Origin of the sequence: Amycolatopsis sp. Hca4, assembly GCF_013364075.1 — a bacterium.
GTDB lineage: Bacteria > Actinomycetota > Actinomycetes > Mycobacteriales > Pseudonocardiaceae > Amycolatopsis.
Map to the genome: position 1 here is coordinate 1,941,384 of NZ_CP054925.1, position 17,940 is coordinate 1,959,323.

Sequence of the window (17,940 nt, forward strand, 5' to 3'; positions counted from 1 at the left end):
CGTCAGCTCACGTTTCGTCGGGAGAGTCGGCGGGGTCGCCGAGGGCGAGCCGGACCAGGTCGGCGACGTCCATCGCGTCGATCCGGTCGTCGTCGGCGGGCGCCGACGCCAGATCGAGGACGGTGCGCACGAGCCCGGCTTCTTTCAGGCGCGCGTAACCGAGGGCGGCGAGAGCGGCGCGGAAGTCCTGTTCTTCGGTGTCCGCCGGTTGCCTGCCCGTGCCGGGGACGAGCAGGGTGGTGAGGTGGCCGGCGATGTCGGCCGCGGTCGGGTGGTCGAAGACGAGGGTCGCAGGCAGCCGCAGGCCGGTCAGCTCCCCGAGCCGGGTCCGCAGTTCGACGGCGGTCAGCGAGTCGAAGCCGAGCTGCAGCAGTCCGCGATCGTCACGCACGTGCGCGGGATTCGCCAGCCCGAGCACGGCGGCGATCTGTTCCCGCACCAGCCCGAGCACGGCGGCCGGGCGGTCTTCCGCAGGCAGTGCGCCGAGCCGCTGGGCCCACGTGCGGTCGGCCGCGGTGCGCCGGGCGGGCCGCACGAGTTTCCGCAGCACCGCGGGAACCGTGCCGGACGGCGAGGTGGGCAGCACGGCGGCGACGAGCCCGGTGACCGCGACCCGCCGCACGGCTTCGACGAGGTCACCCGGCGAGTGTTCCGGCGGCGGTGCCTGGGGAAGTCCCCAGGTGAGGGTCCGGGTCGAGTGTCCCAGCGCTCGCCGGTGGGCGGCCAGCGCCTCGGCGAGCGGGCTGTCGGCCGGACCGGTGATCAGGATCAGCTCGCCCGAGGCCGGCAGGGAGGGAAGATCGGCCAGGGACGCGATCCGCACCCAGCCGGGAGAGCCGGGGGCGGCTGCGGCGGCACCAGCTGCTGCCTCGCCAGACCCGGCACCACCAGCGGCACCAGCGGCTGCTGCCTCGCCGGACCGGACGGCATCAGCAGGCCCGCCCGCCGCAGCACCGGAACCGGCACCCACGCCGGGTGCCTCGATCTCGTCTCCGGCCACCACGACCGTGCCGGTGAAGGGTTCCGGCTCCGCCGTCGACGGCTGCACCCGATCCAGCCGCGGGACGTGCACCGCTCCCCCGCGGACCGCCAGTTCCGGCTCGCCGAGCGCCGCGGCCGTCCTGGCCAGGTTCTCCGCGTCCGGTGAGTCGTCGAGGTCGGCCAGGACGATTCGCTGCTCCGCGAGACCGCGGACCGCGCTCCACACCGCGGCCCGAGCCGGGTCGGGCCGCTCCGCGTCGGACACCGCCACCGCTGCGCGGGTGGCCACGACCACCGTGCCCGGACCCGCCGTGCGGACCCACTCGAGCGCTTCCGCGGGGTCGTCGCAGATCCGCAGCGCACCCCCCGGCGGTCCGGGAAGGACGGGCAACGGCACCCACCCGAGCCGGAAGAGCGCGGCCTGGCCCGGTGGCCCGGCCGACACCGGCCGCAGGGTCAGGGACTCGGCCGACAGCACCGGCGACCCGGCCGGATCGGTCAGCTCCACCGCCAGCGCGTCCTCACCCGTCCGGTGCAGCCGGACCCGCGCCGCGGCCGCACCGGCGGCGTGCAGCGACACCCCGGACCACGCGAACGGCATGAGGTCCGGCCCGGACACCAGCCCGCCGGGGCCGATCGGCTGCAGTGCCGCGTCCAGCAGTGCCGGGTGGATGCCGTACCGGCCGGCGTCGGCCGCCTCGCGCTCGGGCAGGCGGACCTCCGCGAGCACGTCGGCGCCGTGCCGCCAGGCCCTGACGACACCCCGGAACGCCGGTCCGTAGTGGACACCCGCGTCGGCGAGCACGTCGTGGAGGCCGCCCGAGTCCAGTGGCTGGGCCCCGTCCGGCGGCCACGGCCCGGTTCGCGGCGCGGGGACGTCCCCGGCCGCCGTCAGGGTGCCCTCGGCGTGCTGGGTCCAGGCCGTGTCCGCGCCCTCCGGCCGGGTGAACACCCGGAACGGGTGACGGCCGGTCGCGTCCGGCTCGTCGGCGACCAGCCGCAGCTGCAGGCCGCCGCGGCCGGGCAGGACCACCGGCGCGGCCAGAACGAGGTCCTCGACGCGGTCGCAGCCGAGGTGCTCGCCCGCGCGGAACGCGAGTTCCAGCATCGCCGTGCCCGGCAGCAGCGTCGTCCCGCGCAGGGCGTGCTCGCCCAGCCACGCCGGGGCCGACGCCGCGATCCGGCCGGTGAACACGACCGCCTCCGACCCCGGCACCGCGACGATCGCGCCCAGCAGCGGGTGCCCGAGGGGGGTCACCCCGGCCGACGACACGTCGGCCGTGGCCGTACCCGACCGCAGCCAGAACCGCTGCCGCTGGAACGGGTACGCGGGCAGCGGGATCCGCCGTCCGCCGGGCCGCAGCCCGGCCCAGTCGACCCCGACGCCGCGGACGTGCAGTTCGGCCGCCGCCGTGACGAACCGGGTGAGCCCGCCTTCGCCGCGACGGAGCGTGCCGGTCACGACCGGGGCCGGGGCGCCGGGCTCGTCGAGCAGTTCCCGGATCGCCGCCGGCAGCACCGGGTGCGGGCCGATCTCGACGAACGTCGTGTGCTTTTGCTCGGCCAGCGCCCGGACCGCCCGGTCGAACCGCACGGGCTGCCGCAGGTTGCGGTACCAGTACCCGGCGTCCAGCTCGTTCCCGTCGAGCACGCCCCCGGTGACCGTCGAGTAGAACGCCACCTCGCCGGTTCGAGGACGGACCGGGGCGAACGCGGCGAGCAGCTCGTCACGGAGCGGTTCCACCGCCGGGGAGTGCGACGCGAACGCGGCCGGGATCAGCCGGGCCCGCACGCCCTGCGCCTCGCAGCGGGCGACCAGTTCGTGCAGCGCGCCGAGGTCACCGGCGACGGCGACCGAGTTCGGCCCGTTCACCGCGGCGATCGAAAGCCGGTCACCCCAGCCGGCGACGAGCTCGGCCGCGGCTTCTTCGCCGAGCGCGACCGGCGCCATGCTGCCGCGCCCGACGAGCACCCGGGAAATGGCGCTGCGCGAGGCGATCACGCGGGCGGCGTCCGAAACCGACAGTGCGCCGGCGACGCAGGCCGCGGCGATCTCGCCCTGGCTGTGGCCGACCACCGCGTCCGGCCGCACGCCGGCGGCCGCCCACAGCTCGGCCAGGGAAACCATGACCGCGAACAGCGCGGGCTGGACGACCTCGACGTCGTCGAGCGAGGGCGCGCCCGGTGCGCCGCGCAGGACGTCGAGCACGGACCAGCCGGTGAACTCCGCCAGCGCCGCGTCGCATTCCCGCATCCGCCGCGCGAAGACGGGCGAGCTGTCGAGCAGCTCGACGCCCATGCCTGCCCACTGGCCGCCCTGCCCGGGGAACACGAAGACGGTCCGGCCCGGGGTCCCGGCGGTCCCGCGCACCACGGCGGGATCGCGGCGGCCCTCGGCCAGCGCCGGCAGGGCCGGCGCGGCGACGACGACGGCCCGGTGCTCGAACCGCGGCAGCGCGGCCAGGCTGTGCGCCACGTCCGCGAGGTCTTCGGCTTCCAGGACGGTGGCGACCTGCTCCGCACGGGCCCGCAACGCCTCTTCGGACCGGGCCGAAAGCACCAGTGGCATCGGCTCTGCCGCCGGGTCGGCGGGCTTCGCGGCCGGCGCCTCGGCCGCCTGCTCCAGGATCAGGTGCGCGTTCGTCCCGCTGATGCCGAACGAGGAGACGGCCGCCCGTGGCGCCCGGCCCGTCTCCGGCCAGGCGAGGTGCTCGGTCAGCAGCCGGACCGTGCCGGGCGACCAGTCGACGTGCGGGGTCGGCTCACCGAGGTTGATCGTGCGCGGCAGTTCGCCGTGCCGCAGTGCCAGCACCATCTTGATCACGGCGGCGACCCCCGCCGCCGACTGGGCGTGGCCGATGTTGGACTTGAGCGAACCGAGCCACAGCGGGTGGTCCGCCGTCCGGTCACGGCCGTACGTCGCCAGCAGGGCCTGTGCCTCGATCGGGTCGCCGAGCCGGGTGCCGGTGCCGTGGGCCTCGACCGCGTCGACGTCCGACGGAGACAGTCCGGCGTCGGCCAGCGCGGCCCGGATCACCCGTTGCTGCGACGGCCCGTTGGGTGCGGTCAGGCCGTTGCTCGCCCCGTCGGAGTTGACCGCCGAGCCGCGGATCACCGCCAGTACCTCGTGCCCGCGGCGCCGTGCGTCGGACAGCCGTTCCAGCAGCAGCATCCCGACGCCTTCGCCCCACGCCGTGCCGTCGGCGGCCGCCGCGAACGGCTTGCACCGCCCGTCCGGCGCCAGTCCGCGCTGGCGGCTCAGCTCGACGAACAGGTCCGTGTTCGCCATGATCGCCGCCCCGCCGGACAGCGCCATCGAGCACTCTCCGCGGCGGATCGCCTGCACCGCGAGGTGCAGCGCCACCAGCGACGACGAACACGCCGTGTCCACGGTGAGGGCCGGCCCCTCCAGTCCGAAGGTGTAGGCGATCCGGCCGGACAGGACGCTGGTCGTGCTGCCGGTCAGCCGGTAGCCCTCCAGCTCCCCGGGGAACTCGCGCGAGTCGGTGCCGTAGCCGAGCGACGCGCCGCCGACGAAGACGCCGAGCCGTTGCCCCCGCACGGAACCCGGGTCGACGCCCGCCGCTTCGAAGACCTCCCACGCGGTCTCCAGGAGCAACCGCTGCTGCGGGTCCATGGCCAGTGCCTCGCGCGGGCTGATCCCGAAGAACTCCGGGTCGAACTCGTCCGCGTCGTGCAGGAAGCCGCCCGCCCGCGCGTAGGTGGTGCCGGGGCGCTCGGGGTCCGGGTCGTAGAGCGCGTCGAGGTCCCAGCCGCGGTTGGCCGGCGGCCCGGTGACCGCCTCGGCGCCGTCGCGCACCAGCCGCCACAGGTCTTCGGGCGACCGGACGCCGCCGGGCAGCCGGCAGCTCATCGCGATGATCGCGACCGGGTCGTCACCGGCCTCGGCGACCACGGTGGCCACGGGCGCGGCCGCCGCACCGGACAGCTCGGCCCGCAGGTAGGCCGCGAGGGCCTCCGGGGTCGGCTGGTCGAACACGACGGTCGCGGGCAGCCGCAGCCCGGTCGCCGCCGAAAGCACGTTGCGGAGTTCGACCGAGCTCAGCGAGTCGAACCCGAGGTCCTTGAACGCCCTGTCCGGTGCCACCTCCGCGGCCCCGGTGTGCCCGAGCACCGCGGCGACCCGATCGCGGACCAGGTCGAGCACGTCTTCGGTCCCGGCGCGCCCGGGCTCCGGCCGCCGCGCGGTGGCCCCGGCGAGAACGCGCAGCGACGGCGGGACGCTCTCGCCGCTGCGGCGCAGGGCCGCGACGTCCAGTTCCGCCGCCACGACGAGCGGCCGGCCGAGCCGGCGGGCCGCGTCGAACAGGGCGAGCCCGCGCTCGGCGGCCAGCGTCGCCAGGCCGGCCCTGGCCAGCCGGGCGTGGTCGGCCGCGCCGAGCCGCCCGGTCATGCTGCCTTCGTGCGCCCACGCGCCCCAGGCGATCGACACGGCGGGCAGCCCGGCCGCGCGGCGGCGGGCCGCGATGGCGTCGAGGGCCGCGTTGGCCGCGGTGTAGTTGCACTGGCCGGCACCGCCGAAGAACGCCGACGCCGAGGAGAACAGCACGAACTCGGCGAGGTCGCCGCCGCGGGTCAGCTCGTCGAGGTGCTGGGCGGCGGCGACCTTGGGCCGCAGCACGCGCTCCAGCCGCTCGGGCGTCATCGCAGCCACCAGGCCGTCGTCGAGCACGCCCGCGGCGTGGACGACCGCCGTCAGCGGGTGCTCGGCGGGGATCCCGGCCAGCAGGGCGGCGAGCTGGCCGCGGTCGGCGACGTCGCACGCGGCGACGGTCACCGACGCGCCGAGCCCGGCCAGCTCCGCGGTCAGTTCGCGCACGCCGGGGGCGGCCGGGCCACGCCGTCCGGCCAGCAGCAGGTGCCGCGCACCCTGCCCGGCGAGGTGCCGGGCGACCAGGCTGCCGAGTGCGCCGGTGCCGCCGGTGACCAGCACCGTGCCGTCCGGCGCCGGCCCGGCCGGCACGGTCAGCACGACCTTGCCGACGTGCTTGGCCTGGCTGACGAACCGGAACGCCTCGACCGCCCGCCGGATGTCCCACGTGGACAGCGGCAGCGGCAGGAGCGCACCGGCGGCGAACAGGTCCACCAGGGCGCGGAGCATCTCCTGGATCCGCTCGGCGCCGGGCTCGGTGAGGTCGAACGTCCGGTAGGTCACCCCGGCCGGGATCTCCGCGGCCGGGCGGACGTCCGTCTTGCCCAGCTCGACGAACCGGCCGCCGTCGCCCAGCAGGCCCAGCGACGCGTCGACGAACTCGCCGGCGAGCGAGTTCAGCACGACGTCGAACCCGGTGCCCGCGAACGCCGTCGCGAAGTCCAGGGTCCGCGACGAGGCGATGTGCGTGTCCGGCAGGCCGAGTCCGCGCAGGACGTCGTGCTTGGCCGGGCTCGCGGTGGCGTAGACGTCGGCGCCGAGGTGACGCGCCAGCTGGATCGCCGCCATCCCGACCCCGCCGGCCCCGGCGTGCACGAGCACCTTCTCCCCGGCCCGCAGGCCGGCCAGGTCGCGCAGCCCGTACCAGGCCGTGAGGAACACGACGGGCACGGCCGCCGCCTCGGCGAACGTCCAGTCCGCCGGCACGGGCACCAGGTTTCGGCGGTCGGTGACGGCGAGCGGGCCGAAGGCGTGGTCGAGCAGGCCCAGCACCCGGTCGCCCGGCGCGAACCCGGTGACCCCCGGACCGGTCTCGGTGACGACACCCGCGCCTTCGATGCCCAACGGCGGGGCCTCACCCGGGTAGAGCCCGAGCGCGTTGAGCACGTCGCGGAAGTTGAGTCCCGCGGCCCGCACGGCGACCCGGACCTGACCGGGGGCCGGCGGCTCGGCCGGGTGCGCGATCGGGGCGAGCCCGTCGAGTCGTCCCTTGTGGACGACGGCAAGCCGCCACGGTTCGTCCGGCAAGGTCAGGTCGTCGCCGGTGCTCGCCCGCTTCAGGCGCGGCACCAGCACTTCCCCGGACCGGACGGCCACCTCGGGTTCGCCGGTGGCGATCGCGGCGGCGAGCCCGGCGGTGTCTTCGGTGCCGGCGTCGAGCAGCACGAACCGGCCGGGGTGCTCGGTCTGCGCCGACCGCACGAGCCCCCAGACGGCGGCCTGGTCCGGGTCGGTGCCCGCGTTCCGGGTGCGCAGGACCAGCCGCGCGCTGGCGAACCGGTCGTCGGCCGCCCAAGCCCGGCACAAGGCGAGGGCGCGGGCCGGGTCCCCGGCCGCGACGACCACGGCCGCCGGCACCGGCTCGCCGGTCAGCTCCGCGAGGTCGCCGACCGGCACGACGTCCGGCCCGGTGACTTCCGGGGCGGTGACTTCCGGAGCGGTGACGCGGACCCAGTCCGGTTCGAGGAGGCCGTCGCGCGGCGCCGGAGCGGCCGGACGCAGGACGAGCGAATCCACCGTGGCCACCGGACGGCCCTCGGCGTCCGCGACGTGCAGCGACACGGCGTCCCCGGCAGCCGGGGTGAGGCGGACGCGGATGGCCGACGGTCCCGGTGCGGTGACGGAAACCCCGCGCCAGGCGAACGGTACCGGGGTGCCGCCGTCGAGCCTGCCGGTGAACCCGAGCGCGTGCAGCGCGGCGTCGAGCAACGCCGGGTGCAGCGTGCAGTTCCCGGCCTCGTCGCGGAGTTCCTCGGGCAGGACCGCCTCGGCGTAGACGTCTTCGCCGTGGCGCCAGGCGGCGGTGAGGCCGCGGAAGGCCGGTCCGTAGCCGTATCCCGCGTCGGCCAGCTGCTCGTAGAGCCTCTCGACGGCAAGGGGTTCCGCGTCGGCGGGAAGCGGCAGGCCGGAATCCGCGGGCGCACCGGGACCGGCGAGCCCGGTGGCGTGCCGGGTCCACTCGCCGTTCCGTCCGGAGTGGACGGTCAGCGGCCGGTGGCCGTCCTCGTCGGCCGCCCCGGCCCGGACCTGGACCGACACCGATCCGTGGTCCGGCAGGACGAGCGGGGTCTCCAGGGTGAGTTCCCCGACGGTCGCGCAGCCCGCCGCGGCGGCGGCCTGCAGCGCCAGCTCGAGGAGGGCGGTGCCGGGCACCAGCGTCGTCCCGCCGATCGTGTGGTCGCCGAGCCAGCCGGGCGCGGTCGCGGAGAGCGTGCCGGTGACCAGGACGCCCCCGTCGTCCGCCAGCCGGACGGCCGTTCCGGCCAGGGGGTGCCCGGACCGGTCCGGCGCCTGGCCGGGGGCCAGCCAGAAGCTGCGGTGCCGGAACGGGTAGGCGGGCAGGTCGGCGAGCCGGCCGCCGGTGCACAGGCTCGCCGGTGCGACGTCGTGGCCGAGCACGTGCAGGCGGCCGGCGGCCTCGACGGCCGTGCGCGCGCCGGGGCGGTCGGCGCGCTGCGCCGGGACGAATTCGATGGCGGGGTCGATCGCCGGGCCGAGCGCGGACAGCACCCGGTCGGGCCCGATCTCCAGGCACGTGGTGACGCCGTCGGCGCCGAGCCGTGCGACCGCGTCGGCGAACCGCACGGTGCCGAGCACGTGGCCGGCCCAGTACTCCGCCGTCGCCGGATCGCCGGCCGCGGCCGGCCACAGCGGGACGGCGGGCTCGGCGAATTCCAGCCCGGCCAGGACTTCGCGGAACCGCTCGACCATCGGGGCCATCAGGGGCGAATGGAACGCGTGCCCGCCGGGCAGGCGTTTCGTCCGGCGGCCCCGTGCGGCGAACTCCGCGGCGACGGCCTCGACGGCGTCCGCGGCCCCCGAGAGCACGACGGCGGCCGGGCCGTTGACCGCCGCGATCGCGGCCTCGCCGGTCAGCGCGGAACGGACTTCGTCTTCGCTCGCCTCGACCGCGATCATCGCGCCGCCGGTGGGCAGGTCCTGCATCAGCCGGCCGCGCGCCGCGACCAGCGTTCCCGCGTCCGCGAGTGACAGCACGCCGGCGACGTGCGCCGCCGCGATCTCCCCGACGGAGTGTCCGATCAGGACGTCCGGGCGCAGCCCCCACGACTCGGCGAGGCGGTACAGCGCGACCTGCAGCGCGAACAGGGCGGGCTGCGCGAACTCCGTGCGGGCGAGCGCGTCGCCGTCGGCCACGACCGCCGGGTCGAGGCGCGCCGCCGCGCAGGCGGCGTCGAAAGCACTGGCGTACACCGGGAACTGCGCACGCAGCCCGTGGCCCATCCCGGCGTGCTGGCTGCCCTGGCCGGTGAACAGGAACGCCAGCTTCCCGCCGGTCCCCCGCTCGGGCCGGACGCCGGCGAGCGCGGCCAGCAGTTCTTCGCGGCCTTCGCCGACGACGACGGCCCGGTGTGCGTGCGCGGACCGCGCGGCCAGCGTCCGGGCCACGTCCCGGACCGTCAGCTCCGGCCTCCCGGCGACGAACGACCGCACCCGGTCCGCCAGGTCGTGGACGGCCTCCGGGGTCGCCCCGGTCAGCACCCACGGCACCACGCCTGCCGGGCCGCCCGCGGCCGGCTCCGGGTCGGCCGGTGCCTGCTCGAGGACCACGTGCGCGTTGGTGCCGGAGATGCCGAAGGACGAGACCCCGGCCCGGCGCGGCCGCCCGGTGGCCGGCCACGGCGCCGGCTCGGTCAGCAGGGCCAGCGCGCCGCGCGTCCAGTCCACGTGGGACGACGGCCGGTCGGCGTGCAGCGTGCGCGGAAGCTCCCCGTTGCGCAGCGCGAGGACCGTCTTGATCACGCCGGCGAGACCGGAAACGGCCTGGGTGTGACCGAGGTTCGACTTGACCGACCCCACCAGGACCGGCCGGTCGGCCGGGCGGTCACGGCCGTAGGTCTCCTGCAGCGCCAGCGCTTCCACCGGGTCGCCCAGCCGGGTGCCGGTGCCGTGCGCTTCGACGGCGTCGACGTCCGAAGCGGACAGTCCGGCGTCCGCGAGGGCCGCGCGGATGACGCGCTGCTGGGCCAGGCCGTTCGGGGCGGTGAGCCCGTTGCTGGTGCCGTCGGAGTTGACCGCCGAACCGCGCAGCACGGCCAGCACGCGGTGCCCGTTCCGCCGCGCGTCCGAGAGGCGCTCCACGACCAGTGCCGCGACCCCTTCGGCGGCGCCGAACCCGTCGGCGTCGTCCGAGAACGCCCTGCACCGGCCGTCCGGGGACAGGGCCCGCTGCCGGCTGAGGCTGCGCAAAGCCGCCGGGGTGGTCATCACCGTCGCGCCGCCCGCGATCGCCAGAGAGCACTCCCCCGCGCGCAGCGAGCGCGCCGCCAGGTGCAGCGCGACCAGCGACGACGAACACGCGGTGTCCACGGTCATCGCCGGGCCTTCCAGCCCGAAGGTGTAGGCGATCCGGCCCGCCGCCACGCTCGGCGCGCCCGCCGTGACCTGGTAGGCCTCGAGGGCGCCGGGGATCCGGTCCGGCGTCCAGTAGTCGGGCACCTGGATGCCCGCGAACACCGCGGTGCCGCTGCCGGACAGCGAGTCCGGCGCGATGCCCGCGTGCTCCAGCGCCGTCCAGGTGGCTTCGAGCAGCAGCCGCTGCTGCGGGTCCATCACCAGCGCTTCGCGCGGCGCGATGCCGAACAGGTCGGCGTCGAACCGGTCGATCCCGCTCAGGTAGCCGCCGCCGCGGACGTAACTGGTGCCCGGCCGGTCCGGATCCGGGTCGTACAACGCGCCGAGGTCCCAGCCCCGGTCGGCCGGGAGCCCGCCGACGGCGTCGCCGCCCTCGGCCAGCAACCGCCACAGGTCCTCGGGGTCTTCGATGCCGCCGGGCAGCCGGCAGCTCATGCCCACGATGGCCAGCGGCTCGTCCGCGGGGGCGGCCGGCGCGGCGGCTTCGGCCACGGGCGCGCCGAGGGCGGTGTCACGCAGGTGCGTGGCCAGCGCGGTCGCGGTCGGGTGGTCGAAGACGATCGTGACCGGCAGCGCGAGCTCCGTCGCGGCCGCCAGCCGGTCGCGCAGCTCGACCGCCGTGAGCGAGTCCACCCCGAGCGCGGAGAACGGCCGGTCCGCGGCCACCGCCGACGGCCCGTCGTGCCCGAGAACGGCCGCGAGCTGGGTGCGGACCAGCGTCCGCAGCAGGTCGTGCTGCGCGGCCTCCGGCAACTCGCGAAGGCGCTGCCCGAGCGCGGAAGCCGGCTGCCGCGGCTCCGCCGGGCGGCGGGTTTCGGCGAGCTCACCGAGCAGCGGGCTCGGCCGCGCCATCGTGTAGAGCGCGGCGAAGCGGGGCCAGTCGACGTCGGCGACGACCGTGGCGGTCTCGCCACCGCCGACGGCCGTCGCGAGCGCGTCGAGTGCGACACCCGGATCGATCGGGGTGAACCCGCGGGCACGCAGGGCCGTCTCGAACTCACGCGTGACCATGCCGCCGCCGGACCAGGGGCCCCACGCCACCGCCGTCGCGACCCGGCCGAGCGCCCGGCGCCGGTGGGCGAGCGCGTCGAGGCAGGCGTTCGCGGCCGAGTACGCGCCCTGCTCGGCACCGCCCCAGACGCCGGCGGCCGAGGAGAACAGCACGAACGCGTCCAGCGGCCGGTCGCCGAGCACGCGGTCGAGGACCTCGGCTCCCAGCACCTTCGCGCCGAGCACCTCCGCCAGGTGCTCCGGGCCGATGTCGGCCAGCCGCCCGAACCGGCTCGTCCCGGCGGCGTGCACCACGGCCGTCAGCTCGCCGGGGACCGACGCGACCAGGCCGGCCACCGCGCTCTCGTCGGTGACGTCGCAGGCGGCGACGGTGACCCGGTCCGCACCCAGTTCTTCGGTGATGGCCACGGCTTCCGGCGCCGCCGGGCCGCTCCGGCCGGCGAGCACGACGTGCGCGGCTCCGTTTCCGGCGAGCCAGCGCGCGACCCGGCGGCCGAGCGCGCCGGTCCCGCCGGTGACCAGGACGGTCCCCCGCGGCCGCCAGGCCGCCCGGGCCGGCGGGGCCGGGCGCACCAGGCGCCGGGCGAAGACGCCGGACGGCCGGACGGCCACCTGGTCCTCGGTCCCGGTCAGCAGTCCGGCCAGCCGCCGCGCGGATTCCGCGTCCGGCTGCTCGGGCAGGTCGGCGAGCCCGCCCCAGCGGCGGGGCTGCTCCAGCGCGGCCACCTGGCCGAGACCCCAGACGGCGGCCTGCCGGGGCGCGCGGACCGGGTCACCGTCGCCGGTGCCGACCGCTCCGCACGTGACACTCCACATCGGACAGCCGAACCGCCGCAGCAGCGAAAGCGTGCCGGTGAGCGCGCCTTCTTCGTCGAGGGCGTGCAGGGAAACCACCCCGGCGGGTTCCCCGGTGAAGTCCTCGTCGCGGACGTCGGCGCCCGCCTCCGCCAGTGCCGCGGCGATCAGCGGGCGCCACGGCGACCGGCGGCCGCCGGCGACGAGCCACGTCCCGGACAGCCGCGCGGTGCCTTCGGCCGTCGCCGGCCACCACGCGATCCCGTAGCGCAGGCCGGCGGCGGGATCGCTGCCGGTGCGCGCCTCGGCCGGCGGGCGCCACCAGAACCGCCGTCGCCGGAACGGGTACGTCGGCAGGCCGGTGCGCCGGGCGCCGGTCCCGGCGAAGACGGCGTCCCAGCGCACGGCGGCGCCGCAGGCGTGGGCCTCGGCCAGGGACCGGAGGAAGCGGTCCCGGCCGCCGTCGCCGCGCCGCAGCGTCCCGACGGCCGCCGCGGCCACGCCCGCGTCGTCGAACGTCTCCCGCATCCCGAGCGCGAGCACGGGGTGCGGGCCGACCTCGGCGAACACGCGGTGCCCGGCGGCCAGCAGCCGCCGCACCCCGGCTTCGAAGCGCACCGGCTCCCGCAGGTTGCGGTACCAGTAGGCGGCGTCGAGGACGGCGTGCGGTTCCCCGGTGACGGTCGAGAAGAACGGGATGTCCGGCGGCCGCGGCGTGATCGGCGCGAGCGCGGCCAGGAGCCGGTCGCGGAGCCGTTCGACGTGCCGGGAGTGGGAAGCGTAGTCGATCGGGATCTCCCGGGCCCGCACGTCGCGCAGCGCGCACGCGGCGACGAGTTCCCGCAACGCGTCCGGGTCGCCGGACACCGCGACCGAGCGCGGCCCGTTGACAGCGGCGACCGAGACGCGGTCACCCCAGCCGGTCAGCAGCTCGGTGACCTCGGCCTCGGGCAGCGGAACCGAAACCATCCCGGAGAGCCCGGCCAGCTCGCTCAGCAGCCGGGCGCGCAGGGCGACGACCCGGGCGGCGTCCGCGAGCGACAGCGCACCGGCGACGCAGGCGGCGGCGATCTCGCCCTGCGAGTGGCCGATCACCGCGTCGGGCTCGACACCGTGGGCGCGCCAGAGCGCGGCCAGCGACACCATCACCGCGAACAGCACCGGCTGGACCACGTCGTCACGGTCCAGCGCGGGTGCCTCGGGCCGCTCGCGCAGGACGTCGGCGGGAGACCAGTCGAGGTGCTCTGCCAGCGCCCGCTCGCACTCGGCGAACCGGGCCGTGAACTCCGGTGAGGTGCCGAGGAGTCCGGCCGCCATCCCGGCCCACTGCGAGCCCTGGCCGGGGAAGACGAAGACGGTCCCGCCGGTCGTGGCGCGCACGACGCCGGTGGTACCGCCACCGGCGATGGAGTCGAGGGCATCAAGGAGGCCGGACCGTCCGGTGGCGACGAACGCGGCCCGCTCGTCGAAACGGCTGCGGGTGGTGGCCAGGGAGTAGGCGACGTCCGCCGGGGCCTCGTCCGGGTGGTCGGTGAGGTGGTCACGCAGCCGCCGGGCCTGAGCTCGGAGCGCGGCGGTGTCACGGGCGGAAAGAACATAGGGCAACGGGGATTCGGGCGCCGGATCGGCCGCGGTTTCCGGTTCGGCCGGAGCCTGTTCCAGGACCACGTGGGCGTTCGTGCCGCTGATCCCGAACGACGACACCGCCGCCCGGCGGGGACGGCCGGCCTCCGGCCACTCCCTCGCCGAGGTGAGCAGCCGGACCCGGCCGGCCGACCAGTCGACGTGCGGGGACGGTTCCTCCGCGTGCAGGGTCGCCGGCAGGACCCCGTGGTGCATCGCCTGCACCATCTTCACCACGCCGCCGATGCCGGCGGCGGCCTGCGCGTGGCCGATGTTGGACTTCAGCGAACCCAGCCACAGCGGCGTTTCCCGGTCACGGCCGTACGTCGCGAGCAGGGCGCCGGCCTCGATCGGGTCGCCGAGCGCCGTCCCCGTGCCGTGGGCCTCGACCACGTCGACGTCCGCTGTGGACAGTCTCGCGTCGGCCAGCGCGGCGCGGATCACGCGCTCCTGGGCGGGGCCGCTCGGTGCGGTCAGGCCGTTGCTGGCGCCGTCGGAGTTGATCGCCGACCCGGCGACCAGCGCGAGCACGGGATGGCCGTGGCGACGCGCGTCCGAAAGCCGCTCCAGCAGGACGAGCCCGGCGCCTTCGGCCCAGGCCGTGCCGTCGGCGCCCGCGCCGAACGCCTTGCAGCGGCCGTCCGCGGCCAGCCCGCCCTGCCTGCCGAACTCGAGGAAGATCCCCGGCGTCGCCAGCACCGTGACCCCGCCGGCGAGGGCGAGCGTGCACTCGCCCTGCCGCAGGGCCCGCGCGGCCAGGTGCAGCGCGACCAGCGACGACGAGCACGCCGTGTCGACGGTCACGGCCGGGCCCTCGAACCCGAGCGTGTAGGCGATCCGGCCGGACAGCAGGCTCGCCGAACTGCCGGTGAGCACGTGTCCCTCCGCGCCGTGGCCGGCTTCGTGCAGCCGGGGGCCGTAGTCGCTCGCCGTCGCGCCGACGAACACGCCCGCCGGGGTGCCGCGCAGCGCCGCCGGGTCGAGGCCGGCACGTTCCAGCGCTTCCCACGCCGTCTCGAGCAGCAACCGCTGCTGCGGGTCCATGGCGAGCGCCTCGCGCGGGCTGATGCCGAAGAACTCCGGGTCGAACAGCGCGGCATCGGGCAGAAAGCCACCGCGGCGCGGGATCTCCGCGCCCGCCGCGCCGAGGTCCCAGCCGCGGTCGCCGGGAAAGCCGGTGATCGCGTCGACGCCGTCCGCGACCAGCCGCCACAGGTCTTCGGGCGAGCCGGCCCCACCGGGGAACCGGCAGCCCATGCCGACGATCGCGATCGGCTCGCCGGGTCCGGCGACGGCCACCGGGGCGGCGGGTGCGCGCTGCCCACCACGCAGGTGCTCGGCGAGCGCCAGCGGGGTGGGGTGGTTGAACGTCAGCGTCGGCGGGAGCTCGACGCCGGTCGCCGCGGTGAGCCGGTCACGCAGCTCGACCGCGGCCAGGGAGTCGAAGCCGAGGTCGCGGAAGGTCCGGCGCGGATCGACGTCGTCGGCGCCGGGATACCCGAGCACGACCGCGGTGGCGGACCGGACGACGTCGAGCGGGTCCCCGCCGGCGGCGGGCACTTCCGGTTGTTCGTCCATAGTGGACAAATTGGTGCCGAGCCAGTACGGCTTGCGCTGGAAGGCGTAGCCGGGCAGTCCGATCGCCCTGGCCGGCGCCGGGTCGCCGAACACCGCGGGCCAGTCGACCGGCGCGCCGTCGGCGAAGGCCTGGGCCACCCCGGAAACCAGGGTGCGCGGCTCGGGCCGGCCGGCGCGCAGCACCGCCGTGACCGACACCGCCGCGTCCGGCAGGGCGCCGCGCACCAGCGCGGCCAGCACCCGGTCCGGGCTCACCTCGACGAACCGGGTGGCGCCGAGCTCGTGCAGCGTCCGGACGGCGTCGCCGAACCGGACGGGCTCGCGGACCTGGCGCACCCAGTAGCCGGGCTCGCACAGTTCGCCCTCCGCCGCGAGCCTGCCGGTGAGGTTGGTGACGACCGGGATCTCGGGCTCGCCGTAGGCCAGCCGCCCGGCCGTGCGGGCGAACTCGCCGAGGATCGGGTCGAGCAGCGCGGAGTGCCCGGCCACGCCGATCGGGAGCCGTTTCACGCGGCGGCCGCGCTCGCGCCACCGGGCGGCCACCGCGAGAACGGCTTCCTCCGCCCCGGAAACGACCGTGGCCCGCGGGCCGTTGACCGCGGAGACGCAGGCGCCCTCTCCGACGCCCTCGCCGAGTACCTCGTCTTCACCCGCCTCGATGGCGGCCATCGCCCCGCCGACGGCGACCGTCTGCATGAGCCGGGCGCGTTCCGCGACGAGGGTGGCCGCGTCCGGCAGGGACAGCACCCCGGCCACGTGCGCGGCGACGAGCTCGCCCGCCGAGTGCCCGGCGAGCAGGTCCGGGCGCAGGCCCCAGTGCGCGAGCAGCCGGACCAGCGCGACCTCGACGGCGAACACGGCGGGCTGGGTGAACCGCGTCTCGTCCAGGAGCGCGCCCCCGGCGAAGACGACGTCCTTCAGCGAGGTGCCCAGCAGCGGGTCGAACGCGGCGCAGACCTCGTCGAACGCGGCGGCGTAGACCGGGAACGCCGAGTACAGCTCGCGTCCCATGCCGGGGCGCTGGCTGCCCTGGCCGGCGAAGAGGAACGCGGTGGTCCCGCCTGTCGCCGTGCCGCGCAGGACGTTCCCCGCGTCGGCGCCCGCCGCGAGCGCCGCCAGCCCGGCCCGGAGTTCGCCGTCGCCGGTGCCGACGACGACGGCCCGTTCGGGAAAGGCGGTCCGGCCCGCGGCGAGCGCACCGGCGATCTCGGCCGGCGTGCGGCCGGGCTCGGCCGCCACGAATTCGGCGAGCCGCCCGGCTTGCCCGCGGACGGCGTCGCGGGTCCGGGCGGACACGGTCCAGGCCAGTACCGGCGGCGCGGCCACCGGCGAGCCGCCGGCCGGCGCGGGGCGGGACAGCACCAGGTGGCAGTTCGTCCCGCCCATGCCGAACGAGCTCACCCCGGCGAACCGGCCGCTGTCCGGCCACGGCGTGTGGCGGCCGTTGACCGCGAGGTTCAGCTCGGCCAAGGGGATTTCCGGGGGCGGAGCCACGTGGTTGAGGCTGGCGGGCACTTCGCCGTGGTGCAGCGCGAGCACCGTCTTGACCAGCCCGGCGACGCCCGCGGCGGCGTCGAGGTGGCCGATGTTCGTCTTGACGGAACCGACGAGCAGCGGCCGGTCGCCGGTCCGCGCGGCACCGAGGACCGACCCCAGTGCGGCGGCCTCGACCGGATCGCCTCGCCGCGTCCCGGTGCCGTGCAGTTCGACGTAGCCGACGTCCTCGGGCCGGACACCGGCGCGGGTGTAGGCGGCGCGCAGGACGGCCCGTTGCGCGGCTTCGTCCGGCACGGTCAGGGCCTCGCTCGCGCCGCCGTGGTTCATCGCACCGCCGTGGACGAGCGCGTAGACCCGGTCGCCGTCCGCTTCCGCGTCGGCGAGCCGCTTGAGGACGACGACGGCGCCGCCCTCGCCCCGCACCGTTCCGTTCGCGCGGGCGTCGAAGGCGTAGCAGCGGCCGTCCGGCGAAAGGCCGCCGAACTCGGCGAAGGCGACCGCGCCGTCCGGCACCAGGTTCAGGTGCACGCCACCGGCGAGAGCCACGGCGGTCTCGCCGCGCCGGAGGCTTTCGCACGCGAGGTGCACCGCGACCAGCGACGAGGACTGGGCCGTGTCGACGGTCAGGCTGGGCCCGTGCAGGCCGAGGAAGTGCGAGACGCGGTTCGCGGCGAGCCCGCGGCGCAGCCCGGCGAAGGTGTGCGAGGTGATGGCGGAAGGCCCGGCCTGGTGGGTGAGCAGGGCGTAGTCGTCCCCGCCGGTCGCCAGGAAGACCCCGGTGTCGCTGCCGGCAAGCCGCGCCGGGACCACTCCGGCGTCTTCGAGGGCCTCCCACCCGAGTTCGAGCGCGAGCCGCTGCTGCGGGTCCAGCGCGACGGCCGCCCTCGGCGAAATGCCGAAGAACCCGGGATCGAAGCCCCGTACGTCGTCGAGGAAGCCACCGCGGCCGGCCGGATCGGCACCGGCGACGGCTCGGGCGTCCCAGCGGCCGGCGGGGACGTCGGTGATCGCCTCGGTGCCGTCCCGCAGCAGCCGCCAGAACGCACCGGGGTCGGCGGCTCCCGGCACCCGGCAGGACAGCCCGACCACTGCGATCGGCCCCTTCGCGATCATGCCGCCTCCTCGTCGCCCTCCCGACCGACCCTGGCAGCCACGCCGGGCCCGTGACGTCTCCGGCGTTGCGGCGCGGC

1 protein-coding gene is annotated in these 17,940 nt (G+C 76.7%); it reads right to left on the reverse strand.

The features are described from left to right. Positions 1-7: 7 nt before the first annotated feature. A complete protein-coding gene (locus HUT10_RS08565) occupies positions 8-17,863 on the reverse strand; it encodes a type I polyketide synthase (RefSeq protein ID WP_176170680.1) in 17,856 nt (5,951 codons plus the stop codon). Positions 17,864-17,940: the final 77 nt, after the last annotated feature.